General features: G+C 46.7%; 21 protein-coding genes and 1 tRNA gene. 3 read left to right on the forward strand and 19 right to left on the reverse strand.

Annotated elements, in window-relative coordinates:
* Positions 1 to 10: 10 nt before the first annotated feature.
* The 7 genes from ICN47_RS13050 to ICN47_RS06860 form a co-directional block, all read right to left on the reverse strand.
* Positions 11 to 1339, reverse strand: coding sequence for an ATP-dependent RecD-like DNA helicase (locus tag ICN47_RS13050; protein WP_216219173.1), 1329 nt, complete (start codon positions 1337 to 1339; stop codon positions 11 to 13).
* A 3-nt stretch (positions 1340 to 1342) separates the two neighbouring features.
* Positions 1343 to 1996, reverse strand: a complete 654-nt coding sequence (locus tag ICN47_RS06835; RefSeq protein ID WP_216219176.1) for an SUMF1/EgtB/PvdO family nonheme iron enzyme — start codon at positions 1994 to 1996, stop codon at positions 1343 to 1345.
* Positions 1997 to 2044: 48 nt separating this feature from the next.
* Positions 2045 to 2120 (reverse strand) — tRNA-His (locus tag ICN47_RS06840).
* 66 nt (positions 2121 to 2186) lie between these two features.
* Positions 2187 to 3269, reverse strand: coding sequence for a tRNA dihydrouridine(20/20a) synthase DusA (dusA, locus tag ICN47_RS06845; RefSeq protein ID WP_216219177.1), 1083 nt, complete (start codon positions 3267 to 3269; stop codon positions 2187 to 2189).
* 115 nt (positions 3270 to 3384) lie between these two features.
* The gene (locus tag ICN47_RS06850) at positions 3385 to 3639 is read right to left on the reverse strand and encodes a hypothetical protein (RefSeq protein ID WP_216219179.1); all 255 of its coding nucleotides are present in this window, start codon (positions 3637 to 3639) and stop codon (positions 3385 to 3387) included.
* Complete coding sequence (locus ICN47_RS06855) at positions 3636 to 4019, reverse strand: translational machinery protein (protein WP_216219181.1); 384 nt, start codon at positions 4017 to 4019, stop codon at positions 3636 to 3638. Before ICN47_RS06855 ends, ICN47_RS06850 begins: the two co-directional genes overlap by 4 nt.
* Positions 4020 to 4144: 125 nt before the next feature.
* Positions 4145 to 5038: a pseudouridine synthase gene (locus ICN47_RS06860; RefSeq protein WP_216219182.1), complete on the reverse strand. Its 894-nt coding sequence runs from the start codon at positions 5036 to 5038 to the stop codon at positions 4145 to 4147.
* Between the two features lie 90 nt (positions 5039 to 5128).
* On the opposite strand from ICN47_RS06860, the gene ICN47_RS06865 reads away from it, so the two are divergent.
* Together ICN47_RS06865 and ICN47_RS06870 are read left to right on the forward strand one after the other, a co-directional pair.
* Positions 5129 to 6775 carry an FMN-binding glutamate synthase family protein gene (locus tag ICN47_RS06865; protein WP_216219184.1) on the forward strand — a complete coding sequence of 549 codons (1647 nt, stop codon included), beginning with the start codon at positions 5129 to 5131 and terminating at the stop codon, positions 6773 to 6775.
* A 101-nt stretch (positions 6776 to 6876) separates the two neighbouring features.
* On the forward strand, positions 6877 to 7113 hold the full coding sequence (locus ICN47_RS06870) for a hypothetical protein (RefSeq protein ID WP_216219185.1): 237 nt from the start codon (positions 6877 to 6879) through the stop codon (positions 7111 to 7113).
* 26 nt (positions 7114 to 7139) lie between these two features.
* Here the strand turns inward: ICN47_RS06870 and ICN47_RS06875 are convergent, their stop codons facing one another.
* From ICN47_RS06875 to scpB, 11 genes are all read right to left on the reverse strand, one after another.
* On the reverse strand, positions 7140 to 7556 hold the full coding sequence (locus ICN47_RS06875) for a type II toxin-antitoxin system VapC family toxin (RefSeq protein ID WP_216219186.1): 417 nt from the start codon (positions 7554 to 7556) through the stop codon (positions 7140 to 7142).
* A complete protein-coding gene (locus ICN47_RS06880) occupies positions 7557 to 7811 on the reverse strand; it encodes a type II toxin-antitoxin system Phd/YefM family antitoxin (RefSeq protein ID WP_216219187.1) in 255 nt (84 codons plus the stop codon).
* Positions 7812 to 7867: 56 nt separating this feature from the next.
* Positions 7868 to 10225, reverse strand: a complete 2358-nt coding sequence (locus ICN47_RS06885; RefSeq protein WP_216219188.1) for a Tex family protein — start codon at positions 10223 to 10225, stop codon at positions 7868 to 7870.
* 109 nt (positions 10226 to 10334) lie between these two features.
* Positions 10335 to 12152 carry a translational GTPase TypA gene (gene typA, locus ICN47_RS06890; RefSeq protein WP_216219189.1) on the reverse strand — a complete coding sequence of 606 codons (1818 nt, stop codon included), beginning with the start codon at positions 12150 to 12152 and terminating at the stop codon, positions 10335 to 10337.
* A gap of 54 nt (positions 12153 to 12206) precedes the next feature.
* Entirely contained in the window at positions 12207 to 13118 is a 912-nt protein-coding gene (gene truB / locus ICN47_RS06895; RefSeq protein WP_216219191.1) for a tRNA pseudouridine(55) synthase TruB, read from the reverse strand.
* A 5-nt stretch (positions 13119 to 13123) separates the two neighbouring features.
* A complete protein-coding gene (rbfA, locus tag ICN47_RS06900; RefSeq protein ID WP_216219192.1) occupies positions 13124 to 13492 on the reverse strand; it encodes a 30S ribosome-binding factor RbfA in 369 nt (122 codons plus the stop codon).
* Positions 13493 to 13503: 11 nt separating this feature from the next.
* Positions 13504 to 16260, reverse strand: a complete 2757-nt coding sequence (infB, locus tag ICN47_RS06905; protein ID WP_216219193.1) for a translation initiation factor IF-2 — start codon at positions 16258 to 16260, stop codon at positions 13504 to 13506.
* A 13-nt stretch (positions 16261 to 16273) separates the two neighbouring features.
* On the reverse strand, positions 16274 to 17755 hold the full coding sequence (nusA, locus tag ICN47_RS06910; RefSeq protein ID WP_216219194.1) for a transcription termination factor NusA: 1482 nt from the start codon (positions 17753 to 17755) through the stop codon (positions 16274 to 16276).
* The gene (gene rimP, locus ICN47_RS06915) at positions 17752 to 18243 is read right to left on the reverse strand and encodes a ribosome maturation factor RimP (RefSeq protein ID WP_216219195.1); all 492 of its coding nucleotides are present in this window, start codon (positions 18241 to 18243) and stop codon (positions 17752 to 17754) included. The genes nusA and rimP overlap by 4 nt, the downstream gene beginning before the upstream one ends.
* A 173-nt stretch (positions 18244 to 18416) precedes the next feature.
* Positions 18417 to 20165: a pseudouridine synthase gene (locus tag ICN47_RS06920; RefSeq protein WP_216219196.1), complete on the reverse strand. Its 1749-nt coding sequence runs from the start codon at positions 20163 to 20165 to the stop codon at positions 18417 to 18419.
* A gap of 6 nt (positions 20166 to 20171) precedes the next feature.
* The gene (gene scpB, locus ICN47_RS06925; RefSeq protein WP_216219200.1) at positions 20172 to 20888 is read right to left on the reverse strand and encodes an SMC-Scp complex subunit ScpB; all 717 of its coding nucleotides are present in this window, start codon (positions 20886 to 20888) and stop codon (positions 20172 to 20174) included.
* A 191-nt stretch (positions 20889 to 21079) separates the two neighbouring features.
* On the opposite strand from scpB, the gene ICN47_RS06930 reads away from it, so the two are divergent.
* Positions 21080 to 21997: a patatin-like phospholipase family protein gene (locus ICN47_RS06930; protein WP_216219204.1), complete on the forward strand. Its 918-nt coding sequence runs from the start codon at positions 21080 to 21082 to the stop codon at positions 21995 to 21997.
* Here ICN47_RS06930 and ICN47_RS06935 read toward each other — a convergent pair.
* Complete coding sequence (locus tag ICN47_RS06935) at positions 21983 to 22636, reverse strand: C40 family peptidase (RefSeq protein WP_216219205.1); 654 nt, start codon at positions 22634 to 22636, stop codon at positions 21983 to 21985. The two genes, ICN47_RS06930 and ICN47_RS06935, sit on opposite strands and share 15 nt — an antisense overlap.
* Positions 22637 to 22724 lie beyond the last annotated feature (88 nt).

Raw genomic sequence — 22724 nt, forward strand, 5'->3', positions numbered from 1 at the left:
TAAAACACCCCTACGGGGAAGGCAGGCAATTGAGATAAAAGCGCTTGATCTCTTGATCACAGCTAACGTCTTTAGGTTCAATGGGTCTTTGTAGCGAAATACCTTCAATCGTTTTGCAACGACTGAGTGCTACGTAGACCTGCCCTGATGCAAAAGCGCCAGAAGATAGATCAACCTTCACCTTATCTAACGTCTTTCCTTGGCTCTTATGAATTGTCACCGCCCAGGCAAGCATTAACGGAATCTGCACATAAGTTCCGATGATCTGCGGGGATATCTTCCCCGACATCATGTCATGATCGTAACGATAAGACTCCCACTGGTGCCCTACCACTTCAACAGTATTGGAATAGGGTCCATTTTTGACCATCACCTTAACCTTATCGGGTAGTAGCTCACGCACTACTCCAATCGTGCCATTGACCCAGCGCTTCGGAAAGCCACTATCCGTAGCGGTAAACATTACCTTAGCGCCAACTTTAAGCGCTAAATGATTTGCAGACGGCAAATTGCGCTCATCTACATTGAACTTGCCGGTCGTTTTGCCTGCATAAACCTTGATATCATTTTCAATAGCACGCAGTCCAGCGCCGTTAATTTGATCGGCCCTGGCATTGGTCGTCGTTAGCGTAATCGTATCTTCATCAATCATTTGATCCTGGCGATAACACTGAGCATTCAATGTATCAAGTGCCTCATCAATATCTTGATTAATGCGTATCTGATTTAAGAGACCAGCAAAGTGCTCATCTTTTTGACGAAATATTTTTGAGAGCTCTACCATCGCGACATCTTTGCGATGCAATGCCATGGCACAGAAAAAGTAGGGGCCTTCATAACCGCGCTCAGAAAGCACCTGCATATCAGCGCTCGATACGACTGGCGGTAGCTGAAATAAGTCACCCACAAACATCACTTGTATGCCGCCAAAAGGCTTTCCCTTTTGAGGGCCGTTCTCACGTAGAAACAAATCCATTGCATCCACTACGTCAGCACGCACCATCGAGATCTCATCAATAATGAGCAGGCGGATGTCTTTATATAAGCGCTTATCGCGCAGTGGCTTGATGTCTTCCTCTGGGAAGATGAGGCGTGGCGGCAATCTAAAGAAAGAATGGATTGTCACCCCCTTCACCTGAAGAGCAGCAACACCTGTTGGAGCAACGACCACAACATTGCCGGGAATGGTCTCTCGTAGATAGCCAATCAGGGTTGTTTTACCTGTGCCAGCTTTACCACTGACGAAAATATAAGGATCACGCCGGTCAATGGCATCAATGACAGCCTGGTAATCAGGCGTTACTTCTATCTCGGAAGATTCAATTGCAGAGTTTGACATCCCCTATTGTTTCACGGCATCAGCCACACATCGAAATCCAATGTAAACCACGGCTATATCACCCGGCTTGGACTCCACATCAGATTCTTGCTGTCGATCTGGGCCATACCACCATGAAGCACCGCGGGTAATGTAGCCGCCATTACGCTCAGTAGCTGTCCATTCCCATACATTGCCGCCCATATCAAATAAGCCATTCACTCCGGGCTTCGTTGTGCCGGTGATGACATGCCCAGTGCCACGATTAAGCGCTCCCGCAGGAGCCAGGCCTTTGTAATCACCGCAGCCACTTAGGCAGTGAGATGATGTTGAAGTGCTCCCACCCGGATAAGGATAGCGCTGACCTTTGACATACCCAGCAGGAGGATTATTTCTTTGCTCCAAGAAAGCAGCTGAAATCCATTCATCATTTGTTGGTAAACGTTTGCCGTAGTAACGACAGATGGACTCAGCTTCTTTTTGATTAAGCTGTACCGCAGGCTCTAAGTCTTTAGCAGGAACGCCATAAGGGGTCTTCCATGTCCAGCCTGGCCTGGCCTCTGCTGAAGCAGCGGAAGCTACTAAGCGTGCAGCCATTGCCGCCGCAGAAGCAGTAAAGATGTCAAATCTTGCGGCTGAGTCTGCCAGATCAGCACGTATTGCTAAAAAATAAGACATTCTGAAATGAAAAAAGCCCCGTATCGGGGCTTTTAATCTGAAATTCGGTGGGGCGAACGACGGGGCTCGAACCCGCGACAACCAGAATCACAATCTGGGACTCTACCAACTGAGCTACGTCCGCCACTGAAGACCTAGATTATAGCTTTTTGCTCAAAAACCTGTCAAAAATACCCCTCCGGAGCCCCAACTAAGCGCCCTCGAACTCAAAAGCCGCCCAATCCCCCAGGGTTAGGCTGGCATCAATGAAAAAGTCGGTAATTGCTGCCTTGCTCTGCACCTTGGCCAAAGCATGGTGATCTGAGAGTCTTTGGCGCCAATAGCGTGACCCTGCCCTACCATGCGCTAGACCCAAAATATGTCTTGTGAAGGCGCCAATGTAAAAGGGCTTGCCTTTAGCTTTACATTCATCAAACCAGGCATGAACTTGTTTAACCAATGCAATCTGTATGCGATGCCATTTAGTTTCACTAAAGAGATAGCCTGCGGCATCGCCGTTGGTATTAATTAAATCATCCCAACCTAAAAGCATGGCAGGAAAATGATATGCAGCTCTACCAATCATGAAGCCATCGAAGTCATCCCAATGACCGGCCATCTGATCATTCGATTCCAATCCGCCATTGAGAAGTACGTTTAAATTGGGGAATTGTTTTTGCGCATCCAATCTTAGTTTTGCAGCGACGCCATAACGCAGTGGTGGCTTGCTACGATTTTCTTTAGGAGACAAACCTTTGAGCACTGCATTGCGTGCATGTATGGTTACCTGACTAGCTCCAGCATCAGCCACCGCTAGGATAAAGTTGAGCGCAAATTGATAATCTTGTTCTGAATTTTCTGCATCCATGGAATCTAGACCAAGTCGATGCTTTACGGAAATCGGGATGTCGACAGCACCCTTCATTGCCTTGACGCAATCAGCAACTAAATTGGGTTCCGCCATCAGGCACGCACCGAAAGCGCCTCGCTGCACCCTCTCCGAAGGGCAACCACAATTAAGATCAATCTCGTCATAGCCCCACTGCTGCGCAAGTTCTGCAGCTTTAGCCAAATCACTTGGCTCAGAGCCACCTAGTTGGAGCACTACTGGATGTTGATCCTGGGAATAATCTAAATGACGTGGTACATCCCCGTGAATGAGTGCGCCCGTTGTCACCATCTCGGTATACAGGATAGCCTCTTTGGTCAAGGTGCGATGAAAAGTTCGACAGTGGCGATCTGTCCATTCCATCATTGGTGCAACAGCAAGGCGTTTCTTTTGGGTATTAGTCATGCACTTCTTATTAATCTTTATTTGAGCGCTATTTTAAAGGGAGAACACAAATAAAAAAGGAGCAACCAAAGTTGCCCCATAGCTAGACCCGTCAGGAGATAATTAGCGAGTATTTCTAGCGCAATTTAGCGATCTTTGCCTCTAATTCAACAGCAAGATCTAATGCGCCCATGTAACCAGATTTAAGGTGTGCTGGTAAATCCGGATCACCCACCATCGTTCCAAGCGTTTCAACCAAACTATAGACAATTCCCTTGGCAGCACTAGCAGGAATCTTGCTATCTGCTACTGCTTGGTCAATATGATTAACCGCATCCAAGAAATAATCATGGCCAGGCAAGCCATCAGAATCTAAGGGCTCCATACTCATAACATTTGATCCGCTTTGTAGAAAAACTTAAGTGCATAAGCAAGAATTTCTTTATCACTTGGATGATCTACTGTTTCAACTCCAACAATGTTGGCAGCGATCTTAGGATCATGATGATGTGCGTGCTTAATTAACTCTAACTTTGCCGATCCAGGACCAATCACCAAAATCTCTTTAGTTTCATTTACTGAATTAATCACAGAGTGTAGATATTTTTCATCCAACTTCAGTCTGCCGCTACCTACTTCGCCACCCTTGTGATGCAAGTGTGCATGTGATGACTTGGAACGGATCACTTCTGCTTCGCTGGCTGCCTCGCTCAAAAACATGACGTGCGCTTCTTGATGGTCAATCCAAATAACTGCGTGATTTAATGACATTGCTATCCTATTTTGATAATGGTGAATCTTTCACCATACTCCTATTTGCAACTAGATTCACCAAAAAGCTTGATTTATGTCAAAGGAATCTCGGTTTGAAGACCTTGCGCTAGCTTTTGGCGGAGTTATCCAATCTCTCTTTGGCTGTGGAATTCTCTGGGCTTTTGGGTGATGGGATCGGTGAAGTAAATTGACTTGGCCAATAACTGGAGAGGTTTTTCAAAGTCCAAATCATATTCTTGGTACGGGGTTAATACGGGATAGATCTGATCGTCTTTAATGGGAATGTTGAGAGCATTTAGGTGGCAACGTAATTGATGCCTCTTACCGCTACCAGGGGTAAGTCGATACCTTGCCCAAGGCTTAGATATTTCGATTAACTCTATATAAGTATCGGCATTCGGCTCACCCTTCACTTCTTGCATTTGCAAAAAATGTTGTGACTCTTCTAGGCGGCATTGATATGTCATTGGAAGTTTATTGCTGAGATCTTCCGAGTATGGCGCAATTGCCTCATAAACCTTTTTTACGACTCGATCTCTAAAGAGATTTTGATAGTTGGCTCGCTCATTTGGATTTAGAGAAAATATCACCAAGCCTGCAGTATCCCGATCTATTCGATGAATTGGGCTGAGCGTTTGGATTCCGGTGGCTTTCTTTAACCTATTAAGTAAGGTTTGGTGCAAATACAATCCGCTCGGAGTCACCGGTAAAAAATGGGGCTTGTCAGCCACCAAAATATGCTCATCCTGAAAGAGAATGCTTTCCTTAAAGGGAATCTCTGGCTCTCGGGCTAGGCGCCTAAAGTATTGCAAATGAATATTGGCTTGGTATCGGTCGCTAGCTGCTACAGGCCTACCGTCCAGGGTCATTACTAGCCCTTCCTGAAAACGCGCTTGCCACTCACTGACTTCGATATGCGGAAATTGAGAAGCGAAAAAGTCCAATAAATTGGCATAGGATTGCCCTGCTGGCAAAAATACGCGCGAAGAAGAGACCCCTTCGGAATTGACTTTCATCCCACCCACCTGCTGACTATTAATAGGCCTATTATCTCGCAATTAGACCCCCGTTGAAGGCTTATACTGCAGGCCTGAACCGAGGATTTAATGAATATCAAATCAAGCAATTTTTTTCACATTCGATATATTCCATTTGCCATTTGCATATTAGGCGCTATTGCTAGTGGCGTTGCCCTAGAGCTACATGAGCGTGCTTGGCAATTCTTAATCCTGTTTGGATTACTCTCGGTGATCGGTCTCTACGACATTTTTCAAACAAAAATGTCTATTTTGCGTAACTACCCCGTCATAGGGCATTTACGTTTCCTATTGGAATATATCCGCCCTGAAATTCGGCAATACTTTATTGAAGGGGATAACGACCAAACCCCTTTTTCACGCGAACAAAGAACCTTGGTCTACTCACGCTCCAAAGCAGTGCCGGACTCTATTCCCTTTGGCACCACTCTAGACGTCATGGCTCCGGGCTACCAATGGATTAACCAATCCCTAGCGCCGACAAAATTACCTACTCATGATTTTCGCGTCATGATTGGCGGCAAAGATTGCAAGCTTCCCTATAACGCCAGCATTTTCAACATCTCCGCAATGAGCTTTGGCTCGCTTAGCGCAAATGCTATTTTGGCAATGAATCTTGGCGCAAAAAAAGGTGGTTTTGCTCACGATACTGGCGAAGGTTCCATCTCGGAGTATCACCGCGTTCATGGCGGTGACTTGATCTGGGAAATTGGTTCTGGCTATTTTGGTTGCCGCAATTCCGATGGTAGCTTCAATGGCGAAAAGTACCAGGCTAATGCACTCGATCCTCAAGTGAAGATGGTAGAGATTAAGCTAAGTCAGGGTGCAAAGCCTGGACATGGCGGCATTTTGCCAGGGGCAAAAGTAACAGCAGAGATTGCTGCTGCTCGCGGCGTTCCAGAAGGTGTAGCCTGCATTTCTCCCGCTTCACATTCCGCATTTTCTAACCCGATTGAGCTACTCCATTTTGTTAAGCGCTTAAGAGATCTGTCTGGCGGCAAGCCAGTCGGATTTAAATTGTGCATTGGTCATCCCTGGGAATGGTTTGCCATTGTCAAGGCAATGCTTGAAACCAATATTCATCCCGACTTTATTGTGGTTGATGGCTCAGAAGGTGGTACTGGCGCATCTCCTGTTGAATTTACTAACCATGTGGGCACGCCACTGCAAGAGGGATTGCGCCTTGTTCAAAACACCTTAGTAGGCGTTAATTTACGCGATCATATCAAGATTGGTTGTTCTGGAAAAATCATTAGCTCTTTTGATATGGCTGTGGCATTCGCCTTGGGTGCAGACTGGTGTAATAGCGCACGAGGATTCATGTTTGCTGTGGGTTGCATACAGGCGCAGGTTTGCAATACTGGCTTTTGTCCTACTGGCGTTACCACCCAAGATCCGCAACGCCAGAAAGCTTTGGTTGTTCCCAATAAAGCGGAACGAGTCTTTAACTTTCACAATGAAAGCTTACGAGCCCTCAAGGAATTAGTAGAAGCAGCTGGTTTAAACCACCCCGGTGAAATTGACGCCCCTCATATTGTTCGCCGCATCAGCAAAAACGAAGTGAGTCTGTTATCTATTCTCATGCCGGAGATGCCTGCAGGCCTACTATTACAAGATAATTTCGTCATCAACATACCGAATTTATCCAGAGTCTACGAACTCTATTGGCATAGAGCGCAAGCAGAAAGCTTTTCAGCGCTGAAAGCATCTACTTAAGACTTGTTTTATTTGCTCTAGAAGCGCATTGTTTAGGAGTGGACTGTCAAGTTATCTAATCAAGATAACCAGATCAATCCACTACTAAGATAGGGATCTATATGAGTTTATTGTTACTGCTATTTGCACCCGGTCTTTTTGCCATCTACTGGATTATTCGTTTGCAAATCTGCCTCTCACGAGTGCGCTATTTGGTTGATACTTATGGCCTAAGCCGCAAGAAAATTCAGCCCCTGAAATGCAAAGAGGTTAAAAAATTACGCGAGAAGATTGACGAACTCAGGGCAGCAAATGATGCCTATGGTCTAGAGGCTCTGATCAAGCCCTTTAGAGCCTAAAGAAGCAAGCTCTCTGATTAAAGGGATCAATCCCAAGGATCAAAGATCTTGACCCCAGACTGATTAAAATCACCAACGTTTCTAGTGACGATAGTCATTCGATATTCGATTGCAGTAGCAGCAATCATCGCATCTCTTTCTGACTTTGGATTAGGGACATGGAGGCTTGCGCAACGCTGAGCCACCGCAAGATCCACCGGCAACACCCTTTCCATAAAAGTGGGGATAACCATCTTATCTAGCCACTTTCTTAATATCAGACCTTGCTTTTTATCTCGCCTCTCTATTTTCAACACACCCGTTTCAAGCTCTAAAACAGTAATTGCAGAGATAAACATTAACTCAGGTGCGATTTCGTCAGCCCAACGCTTTACTCGTTTATTGATTTTTCCATCGGCAGCTTTTCTAAACTCCGAGATTACATTTGTATCTAGTAGATACATTTAAAGAGAAATCTCGACAATATTTGTAAGGCCAGTCATTTTCTCGGGCTCAAAAACAATATCCCCCGCACCCTTCAGGCTGAGCATCTCCAAAATATTCTTACGCTTACCAATGGAGCGTTGATAGTCAGAAAATGACATCAATACATGAGCGGGTCTGCCTCGATCAGTGATGAATACTGGCCCTGATTCAGCGGCTTTCTTAGCTTTGCCAGTATCTTGATTGAATTCGCGACTAGATAGGGTGGTAATCATATGCACATCTCCGTTTTCGGATAATGTAGCAATGTTACTACAAATATAACTATGCTTCAACCACCCTTTAGCTTGCTAAATGCATCAGCCATAGCACTATTTACCGGGGGTGCTGAGCGCTTATCCATTTGAGGTTTTTTTGCCTCTGTAGATCTCGCGCGAGCAGCTGGTCTTCCCTCTGCTAAAGTTGATTTTGCTCTTGGCGCCTCATCAGTCAATCTCATTGTTAGGGCGATCCGCTTACGCTGCTCATCCACCTCAAGCACTTTAACTCTCACAACCTGACCAGCATTAACAACAGTATGAGGATCCTTAACAAACGTATTGGAGAGTGCTGAGATATGGACTAGGCCATCTTGATGTACGCCAATATCTACAAAGGCACCGAAAGCAGCAACGTTAGTCACCACGCCTTCCAAGATCATATCCACCTTAAGGTCGCTCACTTTTTCAACGCCATCTTTAAAGGTTGCGGTGGTAAATTCTGGACGCGGATCACGGCCTGGTTTTTCCAATTCCTTAATGATGTCAGTCACCGTTGGAATACCAAACTGACTGTCGGCATACTTTTCTGGTGAAAGTGATTTCAGTAGACCCGCATCGCCGATTACCTCTTTGACACCCTTCTTAATATCTTTCAGAATCTTCTCAACCAAGGGATAGGATTCAGGATGCACTGCAGATGCATCTAAAGGATCTGGACCATTCATGATGCGCAAGAAACCGGCAGCCTGCTCAAATGTTTTTTCACCTAAGCGTGGAACACTTTTGAGTTCAGATCTGGATGTAAATGCGCCATGACTATCGCGATAAGAAACAATTCCCTCGGCTACTGTGGATGACAGTCCTGAGACCCTTGCCAATAAAGGTGCTGAGGCAGTATTCACATCCACTCCTACAGCATTCACACAATCCTCTACCACCGCTACCAAGGATTTAGCGAGCTGGGTTTGCATCACATCATGCTGGTACTGACCCACGCCAATTGATTTAGGATCGATCTTTACTAACTCAGCCAGGGGATCCTGCAATCGACGTGCAATCGATACTGCACCGCGTAATGAGACATCCATATTTGGCAATTCTTTTGAAGCATATTCAGAGGCAGAGTAAACCGATGCTCCCGCTTCAGAGACCACGATCTTGGTGAGCTTGAGTTCTGGCTTGGCTTTAATCAGCTCCTGAGCCAATTTATCAGTCTCACGCGAAGCGGTTCCATTGCCAATCGAAATCAAGCTGGCATGGTGCTTTTCAGTCAACTTAGCCAAGGTGCGTAATGAACCAGCCCAATCATTTTTTGGTTGATGGGGGTAAATTACATCGGTATCTAAGACTTTTCCTGTGGCATCTACTACAGCTACCTTAACGCCGGTACGCATCCCGGGATCTAATCCAATGGTGACCCTTGGACCTGCCGGTGCAGCCAAAAGCAAAGCCTTTAAGTTGCGTGCAAATACATTAATTGCTTCGGTTTCTGAACGCTCACGTAACGCTGTCATCAATTCAGACTCTAGATGCAGAGAACATTTAATGCGCCAAGTCCAGCGGACTGTGTAAGCCAACCAAGCATCGGCAGGTCGGCCATCATTCTTGATCTTGAAATGATTGGCAATGCGGGATTCGCAAGGATTATGCGGTGAATCCCATTTGGGCTTTTCTTCTTCGGTATCAAGACGCAGATTTACCATCAACATCTGCTCGCGACGACCTCTAAATAGAGCTAATGCACGGTGAGATGGAATAGCCTTAATCGGCTCAGAGTAATCAAAGTAATCAGCAAACTTCTCACCCTCCTGCTCTTTACCAGCAATCACTTTGGATTCCACTACGCCATGATCTTGCAAATAAGAACGTAAGGATTGCACGAGAGTTGCATCCTCTGCAAAACGTTCCATCAATATTTGACGCGCACCCTCTAACGCTGCTTTTACATCTGGCACGCCGGGGTTATCACCCTGCTCGCTTTTAAAGGCTTCTTTAAGATATTTTGCTGCCTCAATCTCAGGATCCAACGATGGATTGGCATGCAAATCATTTGCCAATGACTCTAGCCCAGCTTCCAATGCAATTTGCGCTTTAGTACGCCGTTTTTGCTTATAAGGCAGGTATAAATCTTCAAGACGAGTCTTATCTTCTGCCAACATAATGGCCTTGAGCAACTCTGGCGTCATCTTGCCCTGCTCTTCAATTGAAGCAACAATGGTTTTACGACGCTCCTCTAACTCACGGAGATAGCTTAAGCGCTCCTCTAGCAATCGCAATTGAACATCATCCAAGCCACCAGTAGCTTCTTTACGATAACGAGCGATAAATGGAACTGTGGCACCCTCATCCATGAGGGCTATAGCAGCAGCTACTTGAGCTGGTTTAGCAGAAAGTTCTTGGGCAAGACGTTGTTCGATGGATGGCAGCATGAGGATATATTTTTACTTTGCTTACTGATATTTTTGAAGATTTGATTTCAAGGAAGAACAAAAGCCACCCGGAGGTGACTTTTGTTGGATAGCAAGGTCTTATCAGCGATTATTCGCGTGATGCCTTCTTGCGATCATGCTCCTTGAGGTGACGCTTACGAATACGTACGCTTTTTGGTGTTACCTCAACCAACTCATCATCACTAATAAATTCAACCGCATACTCCAAGGTCAAATCAATTGGTGTTACCAAACGAACTGCTTCGTCGGTACCTGAAGAGCGGACGTTCGTTAATTGCTTACCCTTAATTGGGTTCACAACCAAGTCATTGTCACGACTATGGATACCGATTACCATACCTTCATATACAGGATCACCATGCTTTACAAACATACGACCGCGATCTTGTAGCTTCCAAATGGCATAGGCAACTGCTTCGCCGTCATCCTGGCTAATCAATACACCGTTATGACGCTCGCCCAAAATACCGTCTTTTGCTGGTGCATAGGCATCAAATGTGTGACTCATCAAACCATTACCACGGGTCATTGTCATGAAGTCACCTTGGAATCCGATCAGACCACGAGCAGGAATACGGTACTCAAGACGGGTACGACCTTTACCGTCACTGACCATGTCTTGGAGTTCGCCTTTACGCTTACCCAAATCTTCCATCACGGCGCCTTGAGTAGCATCTTCTACGTCAACCGTTAAGTTTTCATAGGGCTCCATCTTCACGCCATTCTCTTCATGGAACACTACGCGAGGACGTGAAACTGCCATTTCGTAGCCTTCGCGACGCATCGTCTCAACCAAGATGGTGAGGTGCAACTCACCACGGCCTGAAACTTCAAATACAGTGTCGTCGTCAGTTTCACGTACACGCAAAGCCATATTGGCCTTCAATTCGCGGTCAAGACGTTCACGAATCTGACGGCTCGTTACAAACTTACCTTCACGACCAGCCAATGGGCTCGTGTTCACCATAAAGTTCATCGTCAATGTTGGCTCATCAATCTTGAGCATTGGCAATGGATCTGGTTTATCAACCGCACAAACCGTTGTACCAATAGCCAATTCTTCAATACCGTTGATCAATGCAATATCGCCTGCAACTGCCTCGTCAACAATCTCACGCTCAAGACCCTTGAATTTCAATACTTGATTAATACGACCCTTAAATGGCACGCCATCAGGACCGTTCATGCAAACAACTTCCATTCCGGACTTAATACGACCACGGCTAATGCGACCAACACCAATCTTGCCAACATAGCTGTTGTAGTCGATGGAAGAAATTTGGAACTGCAAAGGACCATCTGGATCATCATCACGCACAGGAACGTATTTCAATACGGCGTCAAACAATGGACGCATATCGCCTTCACGAACATCTTCTGTTGTACCTGCATAGCCATTTAAGCCTGATGCGTAGATGATTGGGAAATCTAATTGCTCTTCAGTAGCGCCAAGTTTGTCAAATAACTCAAAGGTCGCATTAATAACGTAATCACAACGGGCGCCTGGACGGTCTACCTTGTTAATCACCACGATTGGCTTTAAACCCAAAGCCAAAGCTTTCTTAGTTACAAAGCGGGTTTGCGGCATAGGGCCTTCAACCGCATCCACCAACAAGAGAACACCGTCAACCATGGAGAGCACACGCTCTACTTCGCCGCCAAAGTCCGCGTGTCCTGGCGTGTCAACGATATTGATGTGTGTACCGTCATATTCAACAGCACAGTTCTTGGACAAAATAGTAATGCCACGCTCTTTTTCCAAATCGTTTGAATCCATGACGCGTTCGGTCATTTTTTCATTGGAACGGAATGTGCCAGATTGACGTAAGAGTTGGTCAACCAAGGTCGTTTTACCGTGGTCAACGTGGGCGATGATAGCAATGTTACGAAGTGCGCGTTTAGTCATGTGAAGCTTCTAAAGTTAAGAATAAGAAATTCTGGTTGAAATAAGGTTAAAGAGTTAATGAGCCTGCGAAATCAGACGCTTGGGGTGTAAAACACCTGAACGCCAATCAGCAGTACCAATAAAGTTGTGAGGAGCAGCGGTAGCACGATAGATGCGAACCAATGCTTCAATGGAAGGTAAATTGAGTGGAACGCGTTGCCCCATCTCCAAGCGTTTAGCCTGTTGCTCATCTACCGTAAGGTGCGGCAAGGTTTGCAAAAGTGCATCTACTGGCAATATATAAGTCGAACTATCTTTTAAGCCTTGTTGAATCGACTCCATCGTAAAAGATTGCTCTAAAGTTAAATGCCCCACTTCAGTACGACGCAAGCCTGTTAAATGGGCGCCACATCCTAAAGCATTGCCAAGATTTTCTGCCAATACACGAATGTAGGTACCCTTACTGCAACTCACTTCCAATGTAGCTTCAGGCCACTGAATATCGGTCCAGCGAATCTGATGAATCGTAATGTCACGTGGAGCGCGCTCAAGCTCAACACCCGCACGGGCATATTCGTAAAGAGGTTTACCATCACGCTTCAAGGCGGAATACATCGGAGGCACTTGAGAAATCGGGCCTGTAAATTTTGGGAGTAAAGCATCGAGCGTTGATCTGATAGCAGCCTCGTCAGCAAATAGAGGCAAGGCCGACTCTTCAATGATCTGGCCTTCTGCATCACCGGTATCAGTGCGCGCGCCAAACTTGACTCTAGCCACATAGGATTTATCGGCTTCCAATAAATCCTGAGAGTACTTTGTTGCCTCGCCAAGACAGATTGGCAGTAGGCCAGTTGCCATCGGATCTAAAGTGCCGGTATGTCCAGCTTTATCCGCATTGAACGCTCGTTTAACAGCGGTGACCGCACCTTGCGAACTCATGCCCGCAGGTTTGTCTAATAGAACCACTCCATCGATACGAATAGACATGAGAATTATTGCTTCTCGTCTTTATGATCGCTCTCTACCGCTTGATCGATCAATCGAGACATTTCTATGCCATGCTCAACTGAGCTGTCATAGTGAAAATGCAAAGTTGGCACAGTGTGAATATGCAAACGCTTAAATAACAATGAATGTAAGTAGCCTGCTTTTTCCTGAAGCGCCTTTAATGCATGCTCAGGTTCTGCGCCTAAGACAGTAAAAAAGACTTTGGCATGCGCCAAGTCTGGTGTGAGCTCAATACTTTGCAGTGTAATTAGGCCTAGGCTTGGACTACGCAACTCACGAGGAATCAGTTCGGCCAGGTCTCGCTGAATTTGATCGGCGAGACGCTGGTTACGATGCGGGCTAGTTTTATGCATATTGCTCAGGATTACAGTGAACGCGCAACTTCAGTAACTTCAAAGACTTCAAGTTGGTCGCCCTCTTTGATGTCGTTGTAGCCTTTTAATGACAGGCCACACTCAACACCGGCGCGAACTTCTTTTGCGTCATCTTTAAAGCGCTTGAGAGAGTCGAGCTCACCAGTCCAGACAACCACGTTGTCACGCAGGAGGCGAACACTAGAGGTGCGTTTAACAACACCGTCTACTACCAAGCAACCCGCAATAGCACCAACCTTAGATACCAAGAAGACCTGACGGATTTCAACCAATCCGGTGATTTCTTCTTTCTTATCTGGGGTCAACATGCCGCTCAATGCTAATTTCACTTCATCTACAGCGTCATAAATAATGTTGTGATAACGAATATCAACACCATTGTTCTCAGCCAACTTACGTGCAGCTGCATCAGCGCGAGAGTTAAAGCCAATAATGACCGCTTTAGAAGCAACAGCCAAGTTAACGTCAGTTTCAGTAATGCCACCCACAGCTGCGTGAACGATCTGAACTTTAACCTCTGGTGTAGAAAGCTTCATTAAGGATTGCGCTAAGGCCTCTTGCGAACCTTGAACGTCTGCCTTGATGATGAGTGGCAACAACTTCGCTTCAATTGCGCCCTCTTCCATATTCTCCATCATGGTTTCGAGCTTAAAGGCCTGTTGTTTTGCTAACTTCACATCACGGAACTTACCTTGACGGAATAATGCAATTTCACGTGCCTTACGTTCATCAGGAACCACTTGAACGGACTCACCTGCAGCAGGAACTTCTGCCAAACCTTGAATCTCAACCGGAATAGAAGGGCCTGCCTCATTACATGGCTTACCGTTCTCATCCATCATCGCGCGAACACGACCAAAGGTGGAGCCAGCTAAGAGCATGTCGCCACGCTTGAGTGTTCCAGACTGAACTAATACCGTCGCAACTGGACCCTTACCTTTGTCCAAACGTGCCTCAATGACTAAACCTTGCGCAGGAGCATCTTTAGCGGCTTTGAGCTCAAGAATTTCTGCCTGCAAGAGAACATTCTCTAACAATGCATCAATACCTTCGCCTGTTTTTGCGGACACAGGAATAAATGGCACATCGCCACCGTATTCCTCTGGAACGACTTGCTCTGCTACCAACTCAGTTTTAACGCGCTCTGAGTTAGCTTCAGGTTTATCAATCTTATTGATCGCTACTACTAATGGAACGCCACCAGCAACTGCATGGTGAATCGCCTCTTTGGTTTGCGGCATTACGCCGTCATCGGCAGCCACTACCAAGATCACGATATCGGTTGCTTTAGCACCACGTGCACGCATTGCCGTAAAGGCTTCGTGACCTGGGGTATCCAAGAAGGTAATCATGCCCCGTGGCGTTTCTACGTGATAGGCGCCAATATGCTGAGTAATACCACCAGCTTCGCCTGTAGCCACTTTTGCTGCACGAATCTTATCGAGCAAAGATGTTTTACCGTGGTCAACGTGACCCATGACGGTAACTACTGGGGGACGTGGCAATAACTCTGCATCGTGTCCATCGGTACCAAGATCTAAATCGGGATCATCCAATTTAGCTGCATGTGCTTTGTGACCCATTTCTTCAACGATGATCATGGCAGTATCTTGATCGAGCACTTGATTGATCGTGACCATTTGGCCCATACCCATCAACAACTTAATCACTTCTGCACTCTTCACCGCCATCGCATGAGCTAACTCAGCAACAGTAATGGTTTCTGGAACTTGAACATCGTGAACCACTGGCTCTGTTGGTACTTGGAAATTGGTATCAACGTTTGCTTCAGCAATTTGACGTTGTTTTTTACGCCCGCCACCAGAACGCCAACCACCGACACCACCCGATGAATCACCACGAGTTTTGAGGCCACCAGGTTTCTTAGCACCCTCTTCTTGCCAAGTAGAAGATGTCTCTGACGATTTAATCGTTTTTCCACCAACTTTAGCGGGGGATTTTTTCTTATCATCCGCGCCTTCAACTTTAGCCGGCTTATGGAGCGTTCCTTTTTTCGCTTCTTCAGCTGCAATTTCGCTAGGTGCTTTAAGAACACGTGCTGGCGCACTCATCATGTCGCGAATTGCTAAGGCTTCTGCCTCAGCAGCAGCTCGACGCACGCGAATATCTGCCAACTCTTTTTCTTTGCTTGCTGCTAAATCTTTTGCCGCTTTTTCGGCTTGCGCTTTTTTCTCAGCAGCTTGAGCTAATGCATCAGGAGCAGCATCAACTACTTCTATCTCCTTCTCAACCACTGGATTAGCCGCTTCTTTTTGACGGGCTTCTTCAGCCGCTTTCATTTCTGCTTCTTGACGAGCTAATAATTCAGCTTGACGAGTCGCTTCAGCTGCGCGCTTCTCTAACTCTTCTTCAGAGAGTATTGGTTTAGCAGGCGCTGCAGGTGCAGCTGCTTTTACTGGTGCCTCTTCAACTACAGGAGTTTTATCCCCAGCTTTAACCAGCACACGTTTCTTGCGCACCTCAACTTGAACGGTGCGGGTACGTCCAGCGGAATCCGCTTGACGTATCTCTGAGCTCTCGCGCTTGATCAAAGTGATCTTTTTACGAGCCCCAGAATCAGCGTTGCCATGTGCTTTTTGCAAATGCTCGAGCAGGACTGTTTTGTCCTTTTCGGTAATGCTATCGTCCTCGGAACTTTTGTCGATCCCAGCAGCCTTCAGTTGATCTAAAAGATCTACTGAAGTGCGCTTGAGTTCATTAGCGAGTACTTTTACTGTTGTTGCCATGCACTACTTCCTCTCATGAAGTAAACCAGTGTTCGCGCGCTTTCATGATGAGCGTTTTCGCAGTTTCTTCGTCAATTTGTGTCGCCTCAACCAGCTCATCAACAGCTAGTTCAGCAAGGTCGTCACGGGTATGAACTTGATTTTCAGCAAGCTTTGCAATCAATTCACTTGTCATTCCCTCTAAGGAAAGCAGGTCTTGTGAAACTTCACCGATGCGCTCTTCTTTTGCTAACTCCATCGTTAACAAAGAATCACGAGCACGGGTACGCAGCTCATTGACTGTGTCTTCATCAAATGAATCAATCTCCAACATCTCAGAAAGCGGTACATACGCAACCTCTTCCAAAGTATTGAAACCCTCTTCAATCAAGATATCGGCCACTTCTTGGTCAACGTCCAATTTATCCATGAACAATTGACGCACTGAAGAAGCTTCTTTTTCTGTCTTCTCGGCTGACTCTTCTGGAGTCATGATGTTGATTTGCCAACCAGTCAAATCACTAGCCAAGCGTACGTTCTGTCCGCTACGGCCAATGGCAATCGCCAAGTTTTCTTCATCAACGACTACGTCCATTGCATGACGCTCTTCGTCAACCACGATAGAGGAAACTTGTGCAGGTGCTAGTGCACCAATCACAAACTGTGCAGGATCTTCAGACCACAACACAATATCTACAGCCTCACCAGCAACTTCATTACGCACTGCTGTTACGCGAGTTCCGCGAACACCAACGCAAGTACCGATTGGATCAATGCGCTTGTCATAAGTGACTACAGCAATCTTGGCGCGGATGCCAGGGTCACGAGCAGCACCTTTAATCTCTAGCAAGCCCTGTTCCATTTCAGGAACTTCATTCTCAAACAACTTAATCAAAAAGTCTGGGCATGTACGCGAGAGTTCAATTTGTGGGCCACGTGCTTCACGATCCACTTTAAGGATATAGGCGCGTACACGGTCACCAGAACGCAAATTCTCTTTTGGAATCATTTGATCGCGACGCAATAAAGCTTCAACACGACCAGATTCAATAATCAAACCATTTTTATCAGCACGCTTAACGGTGCCGGTCATGACTTTTTCGCCACGCTCTAGGTAGTCGTTCAGAATCTGCTCGCGCTCAGCATCACGAATACGCTGCAAGATCACTTGCTTAGCTGCTTGTGCACCGATGCGGCCAAAAGCTAAAGATTCAATCTGCTCTTCGATGTAGTCGCCAACTTCCATATCTGCAAGTTGTTCTTGAGCTTCAAATTGCAAAATCTCTTTATCTGGCTCTTGCAAACCTGCTTCGTTTGGCACAACCAACCAGCGACGGAAGGTTTCGTACTCGCCAGACTCTCGATCAATGGACACACGAATATCAACATCTTCCGTTGGATAACGTTTTTTAGTGGCTGATGCCAACGCCATTTCGAGCGCCTCAAACACAATTGCTTGATCAACGTTCTTTTCACGCGCTAAAGCGTCTGCCAACATGAGAACTTCTCGGCTCATGACTTTCTTCCTTTGAAATCAATAACAGGGACCAACCGAGTCTTATCGACTTCGGCCAAAGAAAACTCCAATTGAGAGGGCTGACCATCAGCACCCTCAAATACCAAACCAAACTTCGCATCAGGCGAATCTAATTCACCGCTCAGCAAGCCTTGCAACACACCACGAAAATTCTTACGAGTTCCAACCGCGACTCGCAACTTCATGTCTACTTCCATGCCAGCAAAGCGCACAAAATCCGCCGCTGACTTCACTGGACGATCTAAGCCCGGTGAAGAAATTTCAAGACGCTCATAAGGAATGTTTTCAACCGGCAACGAGTAGCTCAGTTGATGACTTACCTTTTCGCAATCGAGAACGTTGATTAAACGCTCATAATCTGGGTTTTCGATCGTGACGCGCAGCAAACCTCCGGCTTCACGCTCAATTTCCACTAGCGTGTAACCCAAGTTTTCCAGCTCTGCAGAAATAACCTGCTGATCCTTCACGACACCCCTTCATGCCAAATTGGCAAAAAAAAATGGGCTTTGAAGCCCATATTCTCGAAATTCAGAACAGGCCGACTTACGTTGATCGCAACATCAGTCGGTAACAACTAAAAACTGCAGAATCCTGCAGTAAGACCAAAATTATAGCTGATTTAGGGGAAAACTGTTAGAAATCAGAAGCTTTCGCCGGGGTTTCGAGGCTTTCTCGGACCCTTATTGAAGGGTTTTCGCCCTTTAGGGGCGGTTCTTTTAGGTCCATTTCCTGGGATTTGGGGGTTTGCCGTCACAAAAGCAGACTGGCCATGGTGCACTTTTTTGGCTTTATTGCGATTTTGGCCTTGTCCGCCCTGACCACCTTGACCGCCTTGACCAGGTCTACCACCCTGGGTACGCCCCCGAAAAGGTCCGCGACCATCACCCGATCCACCGCCCGGCTTACCGCCCCGCCCTTGATGGGTTAGGCCGTTGTGACCACTTGCGAGGGTTAGTGCATCACGTGAACCCCAATAAGAAACCGAGGTTTGCATTGGGTCTGGCTGAAAGTCACCACTTGGAGTGGCGTGACGATCACGACCCTGTGAATTTAGATTACGGCCTTTATCTTGAGGCTGAGGCATCTTCAAGCCTGCAAACTTCATCAAGTTATAAATGCCGCCCGCCTCAATCTCTTCCCATTTGCCCCGTCTTAAACGTGGAGGCAATAAGAAAATGCTATAACGCGTACGAATCAAACGAGAGACGGTGTGCCCGACTGCTTCAAACATGCGGCGCACCTCACGGTTACGACCTTCAGTCAGGGCAACGTGGTACCAACGGTTTGCACCTTCCCCGCCACCCATAGAAAGACGTAAGAATTTGGCTTGGCCGTCATCTAAGGTGATGCCGGTCTTTAATTGAGTCATGTTTTCTTGACTCAGGTCACCCAAAATACGGACAGCGTATTCACGCTCAACGCCGTAACGAGGATGCATTAAGCGATTAGCCAACTCGCCTGAGGTTGTAAATAGCAATAGGCCTTCGGTATTAAAGTCCAAACGTCCTACTGCAATCCAACGACCTTGACGTGGTTTTGGCAAACGATCAAACACTGTTGGACGGCCTTCTGGATCGGACTGACTCACGATTTCGCCTGAGGGCTTGTGATACATGATCACGCGTGGTGGCTTGGTTTGAATCTTGCGATGTACTGGCTTGCCGTTTATACGTACTTGATCAGTAGGGCCAATACGTTGGCCAATATGTGCAGGCAGACCATTCACGGAGACGCGACCTTGAATAATCAAATCTTCCATATCCCGGCGCGAGCCCATACCAACATCTGCTAATACTTTGTGGAGCTTGACGGTATCTTCATCATCAGCATCGTCATCAAGACCGTCGAGATCTGACCACACTTCATCACGCAAGCTGAGAGGCAAATCATCAACATTAGCAAATTGCAAACTGCTCATTTCTTCTTCTGTTGGAACATCAGAATCTTCATCATCGCCTGAGCGCTGGGCACGTTGCGCGCGTCGCTCTGCACCAGTTTGATGAGAGATCGCGCTTTCATCTAAACCATCCGGATTTTTTGTCTCGAGTGCTTCTGGCGCATCTAATGCCGCATCAAATTCTCCAGAAACTACAGAAGCAAACAAGGCCTCAATATCTGCTGGATTAGGCGCTAGCTTGGCTGATTGATTGCCACCAGGCTCTCTAGGAGCGCCCGAGGAATCACCCTCACGACGTGGCCTGTCTTTATTGAAAGTGCGCTTCTTATTAAACGGATGCTTACCGCTGCCCTGGCGACGGGGACGGCGATCGCCACCTTCCCGACCTTCAGGTTTTGCGCCGCCTTCTTGAGAGGACGCACCTTCAGAATTTGTAGGGGCTGCCGATGTATTTACTACCGGAGATGAATCGTTTTCGTTTGAGCTTGTCATTAATAATTATTTTGCTTCGTCTGAGTTTTCATCAGACTCTGGGATAACTTCTTCTATTTCTACGCTTACTTCTTCAGTAATTTCTACTGTAGTTGTCTCTTCAATAACCTCAATGATGGTTTGATCGCCTTCATTGATCACCACAGTTTCTACTGTCGCATCAGGATCAAATTCCATTACCGCCTGACCTAATTGCTCTGCAGCAGCCATAGGCGCAGCATCTTCTAAGATGGGCAGGCTTTGTAAATTAGTCAGACTCAAGTCATCTAAAAATTGTTTGGTGGTCGCATAGAGACCTGGGCGACCAATTGTTTCTTTGTGGCCAATCACTTCAACCCAGCCACGATCTTCCAATTGCTTCATCACATTGCTACTCACTGCAACGCCGCGAATTTCCTCAATCTCACCACGAGTTACGGGCTGACGATAGGCAATGATCGCCAAGGTCTCCATTACAGCGCGAGAATATTTAGGCGGCTTTTCTGGCGTCAAGCGATCAAGGTACTCGCGCATAGATAAGCGACTTTGGAAACGCCAACCAGTAGCAATGTGTACTAGCTCCATTCCCTTGTCATCCCACGTACGCTGAATTTCTACCAAGGCCTCGTCAATATCAGCGGTAGCAACATCCTCGACAAATAAGCGTGACAAATCATTCACTGTCAGTGGTTCCTGCGCGCACAGGAGGGCTGTTTCAATTACGCGCTTGTTGTGATCGTCCATAAAAGTCGGGCTAGCAGGAATATTCCTGACTGAGCTTTAAATAATGTATTTCAGTAATGGGTTTTTGGTGTTCTTTAGCTACTACGGACAATTTATCCCTGAATTCTTGTTAGCAGATATGTCCGCGCTGAAACGAAGTTCTTTTCGTTCACCGTGCACCCATTATAAGGTAGGCTCAATACAATAGCCATATGACTCCATTTTCGGACCAAGAAACCCCCCTTCAAGCCCAATCCCCTTCACGGCGCCGTGTTTTGGGCTTTGGCGCTGCACTAGGAGGCCTCCTGGGAGCTGGCGCCCTGAGCTCCTGCAGTTTATTTAGCACTCGCAAACCAGTGGTCGGATTAGTTCTCGGTGCCGGAGCAGCACGTGGCTTTGCCCATATTGGCGTAATCAAGGCCTTGGAAGCCCAGGGGATCCGTCCCGATATTGTGGTGGGCAGCAGCGCAGGCAGCGTCATTGCTGCCCTTCTTGCTTCTGGCGCCACAGGAAATGAATTGAATCGTCTCGCATTGAACTTAGATGAGGCAACGATTGCAGACTGGGGTCTGCCGTTCGCCGGACGTTTTGGCGGACTGATCAAAGGCGATGCATTACAGAATATGGTGAACCGTGAGGTTCAAAACAAAAGTATTGAGCAAATGCGCATCCCCCTGGGGATTGTTGCGACTGATCTGCAATCAGGCAAAGGAATCTTGTTTCGCACAGGCAATACTGGTTTAGCGGTAAGAGCCTCTTGCAGTGTGCCAGGCGTATTTCAGCCGGCTGTGATTAGCGGCAGAGAATATGTCGATGGTGGCCTTGTAGCGCCGGTACCCGTTAGTTATGCCCGGCAGATGGGAGCAACCCTCGTGATTGCGGTCAACATTTCCTCGGAACCAGTACATCAGGATGCCAGCGGCACTCTGGGGGTATTGCAACAAACTATTTCTATCATGCAGCGAAGCATCAATCAATATGAATTAAAGAGTGCTGACATTGTGATTCAACCCCATCTATTGCAAATGAGTAGTGGCGATTTCAGATCCAGAAATGCAGCGATCTTGGCAGGTGAAGTTGCTGCTCAGGAGCAAATGACGCTGATTAAAGAAAAGTTAAAGACTGCGTGAGTTACGCTTGAGATTTTTGACTTCGTTTAAAAGTTCTTGGCGCTCGGTGTCATCGAGGTTGTCACTACCATCTAAGCGGCGCGCGCCATCAAAGCGCTTATCCCAATAAAGACTGCCTAGATCATCAACGCGAACGCTAGTCCCCTTGGAGGGAGAGTGGATAAATTTATTGTCTCCAACATAAATGCCGACGTGAGAGAAGGTTAAACGCATCGTATTAAAGAACACCAGATCACCTGGTTGTAATTCTTCACGATTAATTGGCTTACCAACACGACTCATTTGTGTCGACTTACGCGGCAATAAAAATCCCAATTTGTCTTTAAAGACGTAGCCAACGAAACTGCTGCCATCGAGACCGGACTGAGGCAACTCTGCATCCCAGCGATAGCGCACACCAATGACTTCCATGGCGCGATTAATTAATTCATCAGACTTACCGGTGACGGTGTCCACCAAGCGATCCGAGACGCGAGAGATATAAGACTTACCGGCCTGGAACATGCTCTCTTTAGGAACCACCAACTCAGGCGTAGCCTCCGCTACTGCATCAGCAGCATGCGCAGAAATTGCCGCCGCAAAATACAGGGCCAGCAGGCTTAGAGCCAGCTTTGGAAAGAGTGTGTTTTTCAACGACATCTGATCAGTTTAACAAAGAACGCTTGATTAACCAAGCTTTGACTGTAGTCTTAAGTCATTGTTTCTAATGATAAATTTGCCTTAAAAC

It is taken from the genome of Polynucleobacter sp. AP-Latsch-80-C2 (genome assembly GCF_018882185.1).
Classification (GTDB): domain Bacteria; phylum Pseudomonadota; class Gammaproteobacteria; order Burkholderiales; family Burkholderiaceae; genus Polynucleobacter.

Bases quoted from the DNA above. Each gene is read 5' to 3' on its own strand.
- ICN47_RS13050 (WP_216219173.1), bottom strand. From the start codon at position 1,339: ATGTCAAACTCTGCAATTGAATCTTCCGAGATAGAAGTAACGCCTGAT.
- ICN47_RS06835 (WP_216219176.1), bottom strand. From the start codon at position 1,996: ATGTCTTATTTTTTAGCAATACGTGCTGATCTGGCAGACTCAGCCGCA.
- dusA (WP_216219177.1), bottom strand. From the start codon at position 3,269: ATGACTAATACCCAAAAGAAACGCCTTGCTGTTGCACCAATGATGGAA.
- ICN47_RS06850 (WP_216219179.1), bottom strand. From the start codon at position 3,639: ATGAGTATGGAGCCCTTAGATTCTGATGGCTTGCCTGGCCATGATTAT.
- ICN47_RS06855 (WP_216219181.1), bottom strand. From the start codon at position 4,019: ATGTCATTAAATCACGCAGTTATTTGGATTGACCATCAAGAAGCGCAC.
- ICN47_RS06860 (WP_216219182.1), bottom strand. From the start codon at position 5,038: ATGAAAGTCAATTCCGAAGGGGTCTCTTCTTCGCGCGTATTTTTGCCA.
- ICN47_RS06865 (WP_216219184.1), top strand. From the start codon at position 5,129: ATGAATATCAAATCAAGCAATTTTTTTCACATTCGATATATTCCATTT.
- ICN47_RS06870 (WP_216219185.1), top strand. From the start codon at position 6,877: ATGAGTTTATTGTTACTGCTATTTGCACCCGGTCTTTTTGCCATCTAC.
- ICN47_RS06875 (WP_216219186.1), bottom strand. From the start codon at position 7,556: ATGTATCTACTAGATACAAATGTAATCTCGGAGTTTAGAAAAGCTGCC.
- ICN47_RS06880 (WP_216219187.1), bottom strand. From the start codon at position 7,811: ATGATTACCACCCTATCTAGTCGCGAATTCAATCAAGATACTGGCAAA.
- ICN47_RS06885 (WP_216219188.1), bottom strand. From the start codon at position 10,225: ATGCTGCCATCCATCGAACAACGTCTTGCCCAAGAACTTTCTGCTAAA.
- typA (WP_216219189.1), bottom strand. From the start codon at position 12,152: ATGACTAAACGCGCACTTCGTAACATTGCTATCATCGCCCACGTTGAC.
- truB (WP_216219191.1), bottom strand. From the start codon at position 13,118: ATGTCTATTCGTATCGATGGAGTGGTTCTATTAGACAAACCTGCGGGC.
- rbfA (WP_216219192.1), bottom strand. From the start codon at position 13,492: ATGCATAAAACTAGCCCGCATCGTAACCAGCGTCTCGCCGATCAAATT.
- infB (WP_216219193.1), bottom strand. From the start codon at position 16,260: ATGGCAACAACAGTAAAAGTACTCGCTAATGAACTCAAGCGCACTTCA.
- nusA (WP_216219194.1), bottom strand. From the start codon at position 17,755: ATGAGCCGAGAAGTTCTCATGTTGGCAGACGCTTTAGCGCGTGAAAAG.
- ICN47_RS06920 (WP_216219196.1), bottom strand. From the start codon at position 20,165: ATGACAAGCTCAAACGAAAACGATTCATCTCCGGTAGTAAATACATCG.
- scpB (WP_216219200.1), bottom strand. From the start codon at position 20,888: ATGGACGATCACAACAAGCGCGTAATTGAAACAGCCCTCCTGTGCGCG.
- ICN47_RS06930 (WP_216219204.1), top strand. From the start codon at position 21,080: ATGACTCCATTTTCGGACCAAGAAACCCCCCTTCAAGCCCAATCCCCT.
- ICN47_RS06935 (WP_216219205.1), bottom strand. From the start codon at position 22,636: ATGTCGTTGAAAAACACACTCTTTCCAAAGCTGGCTCTAAGCCTGCTG.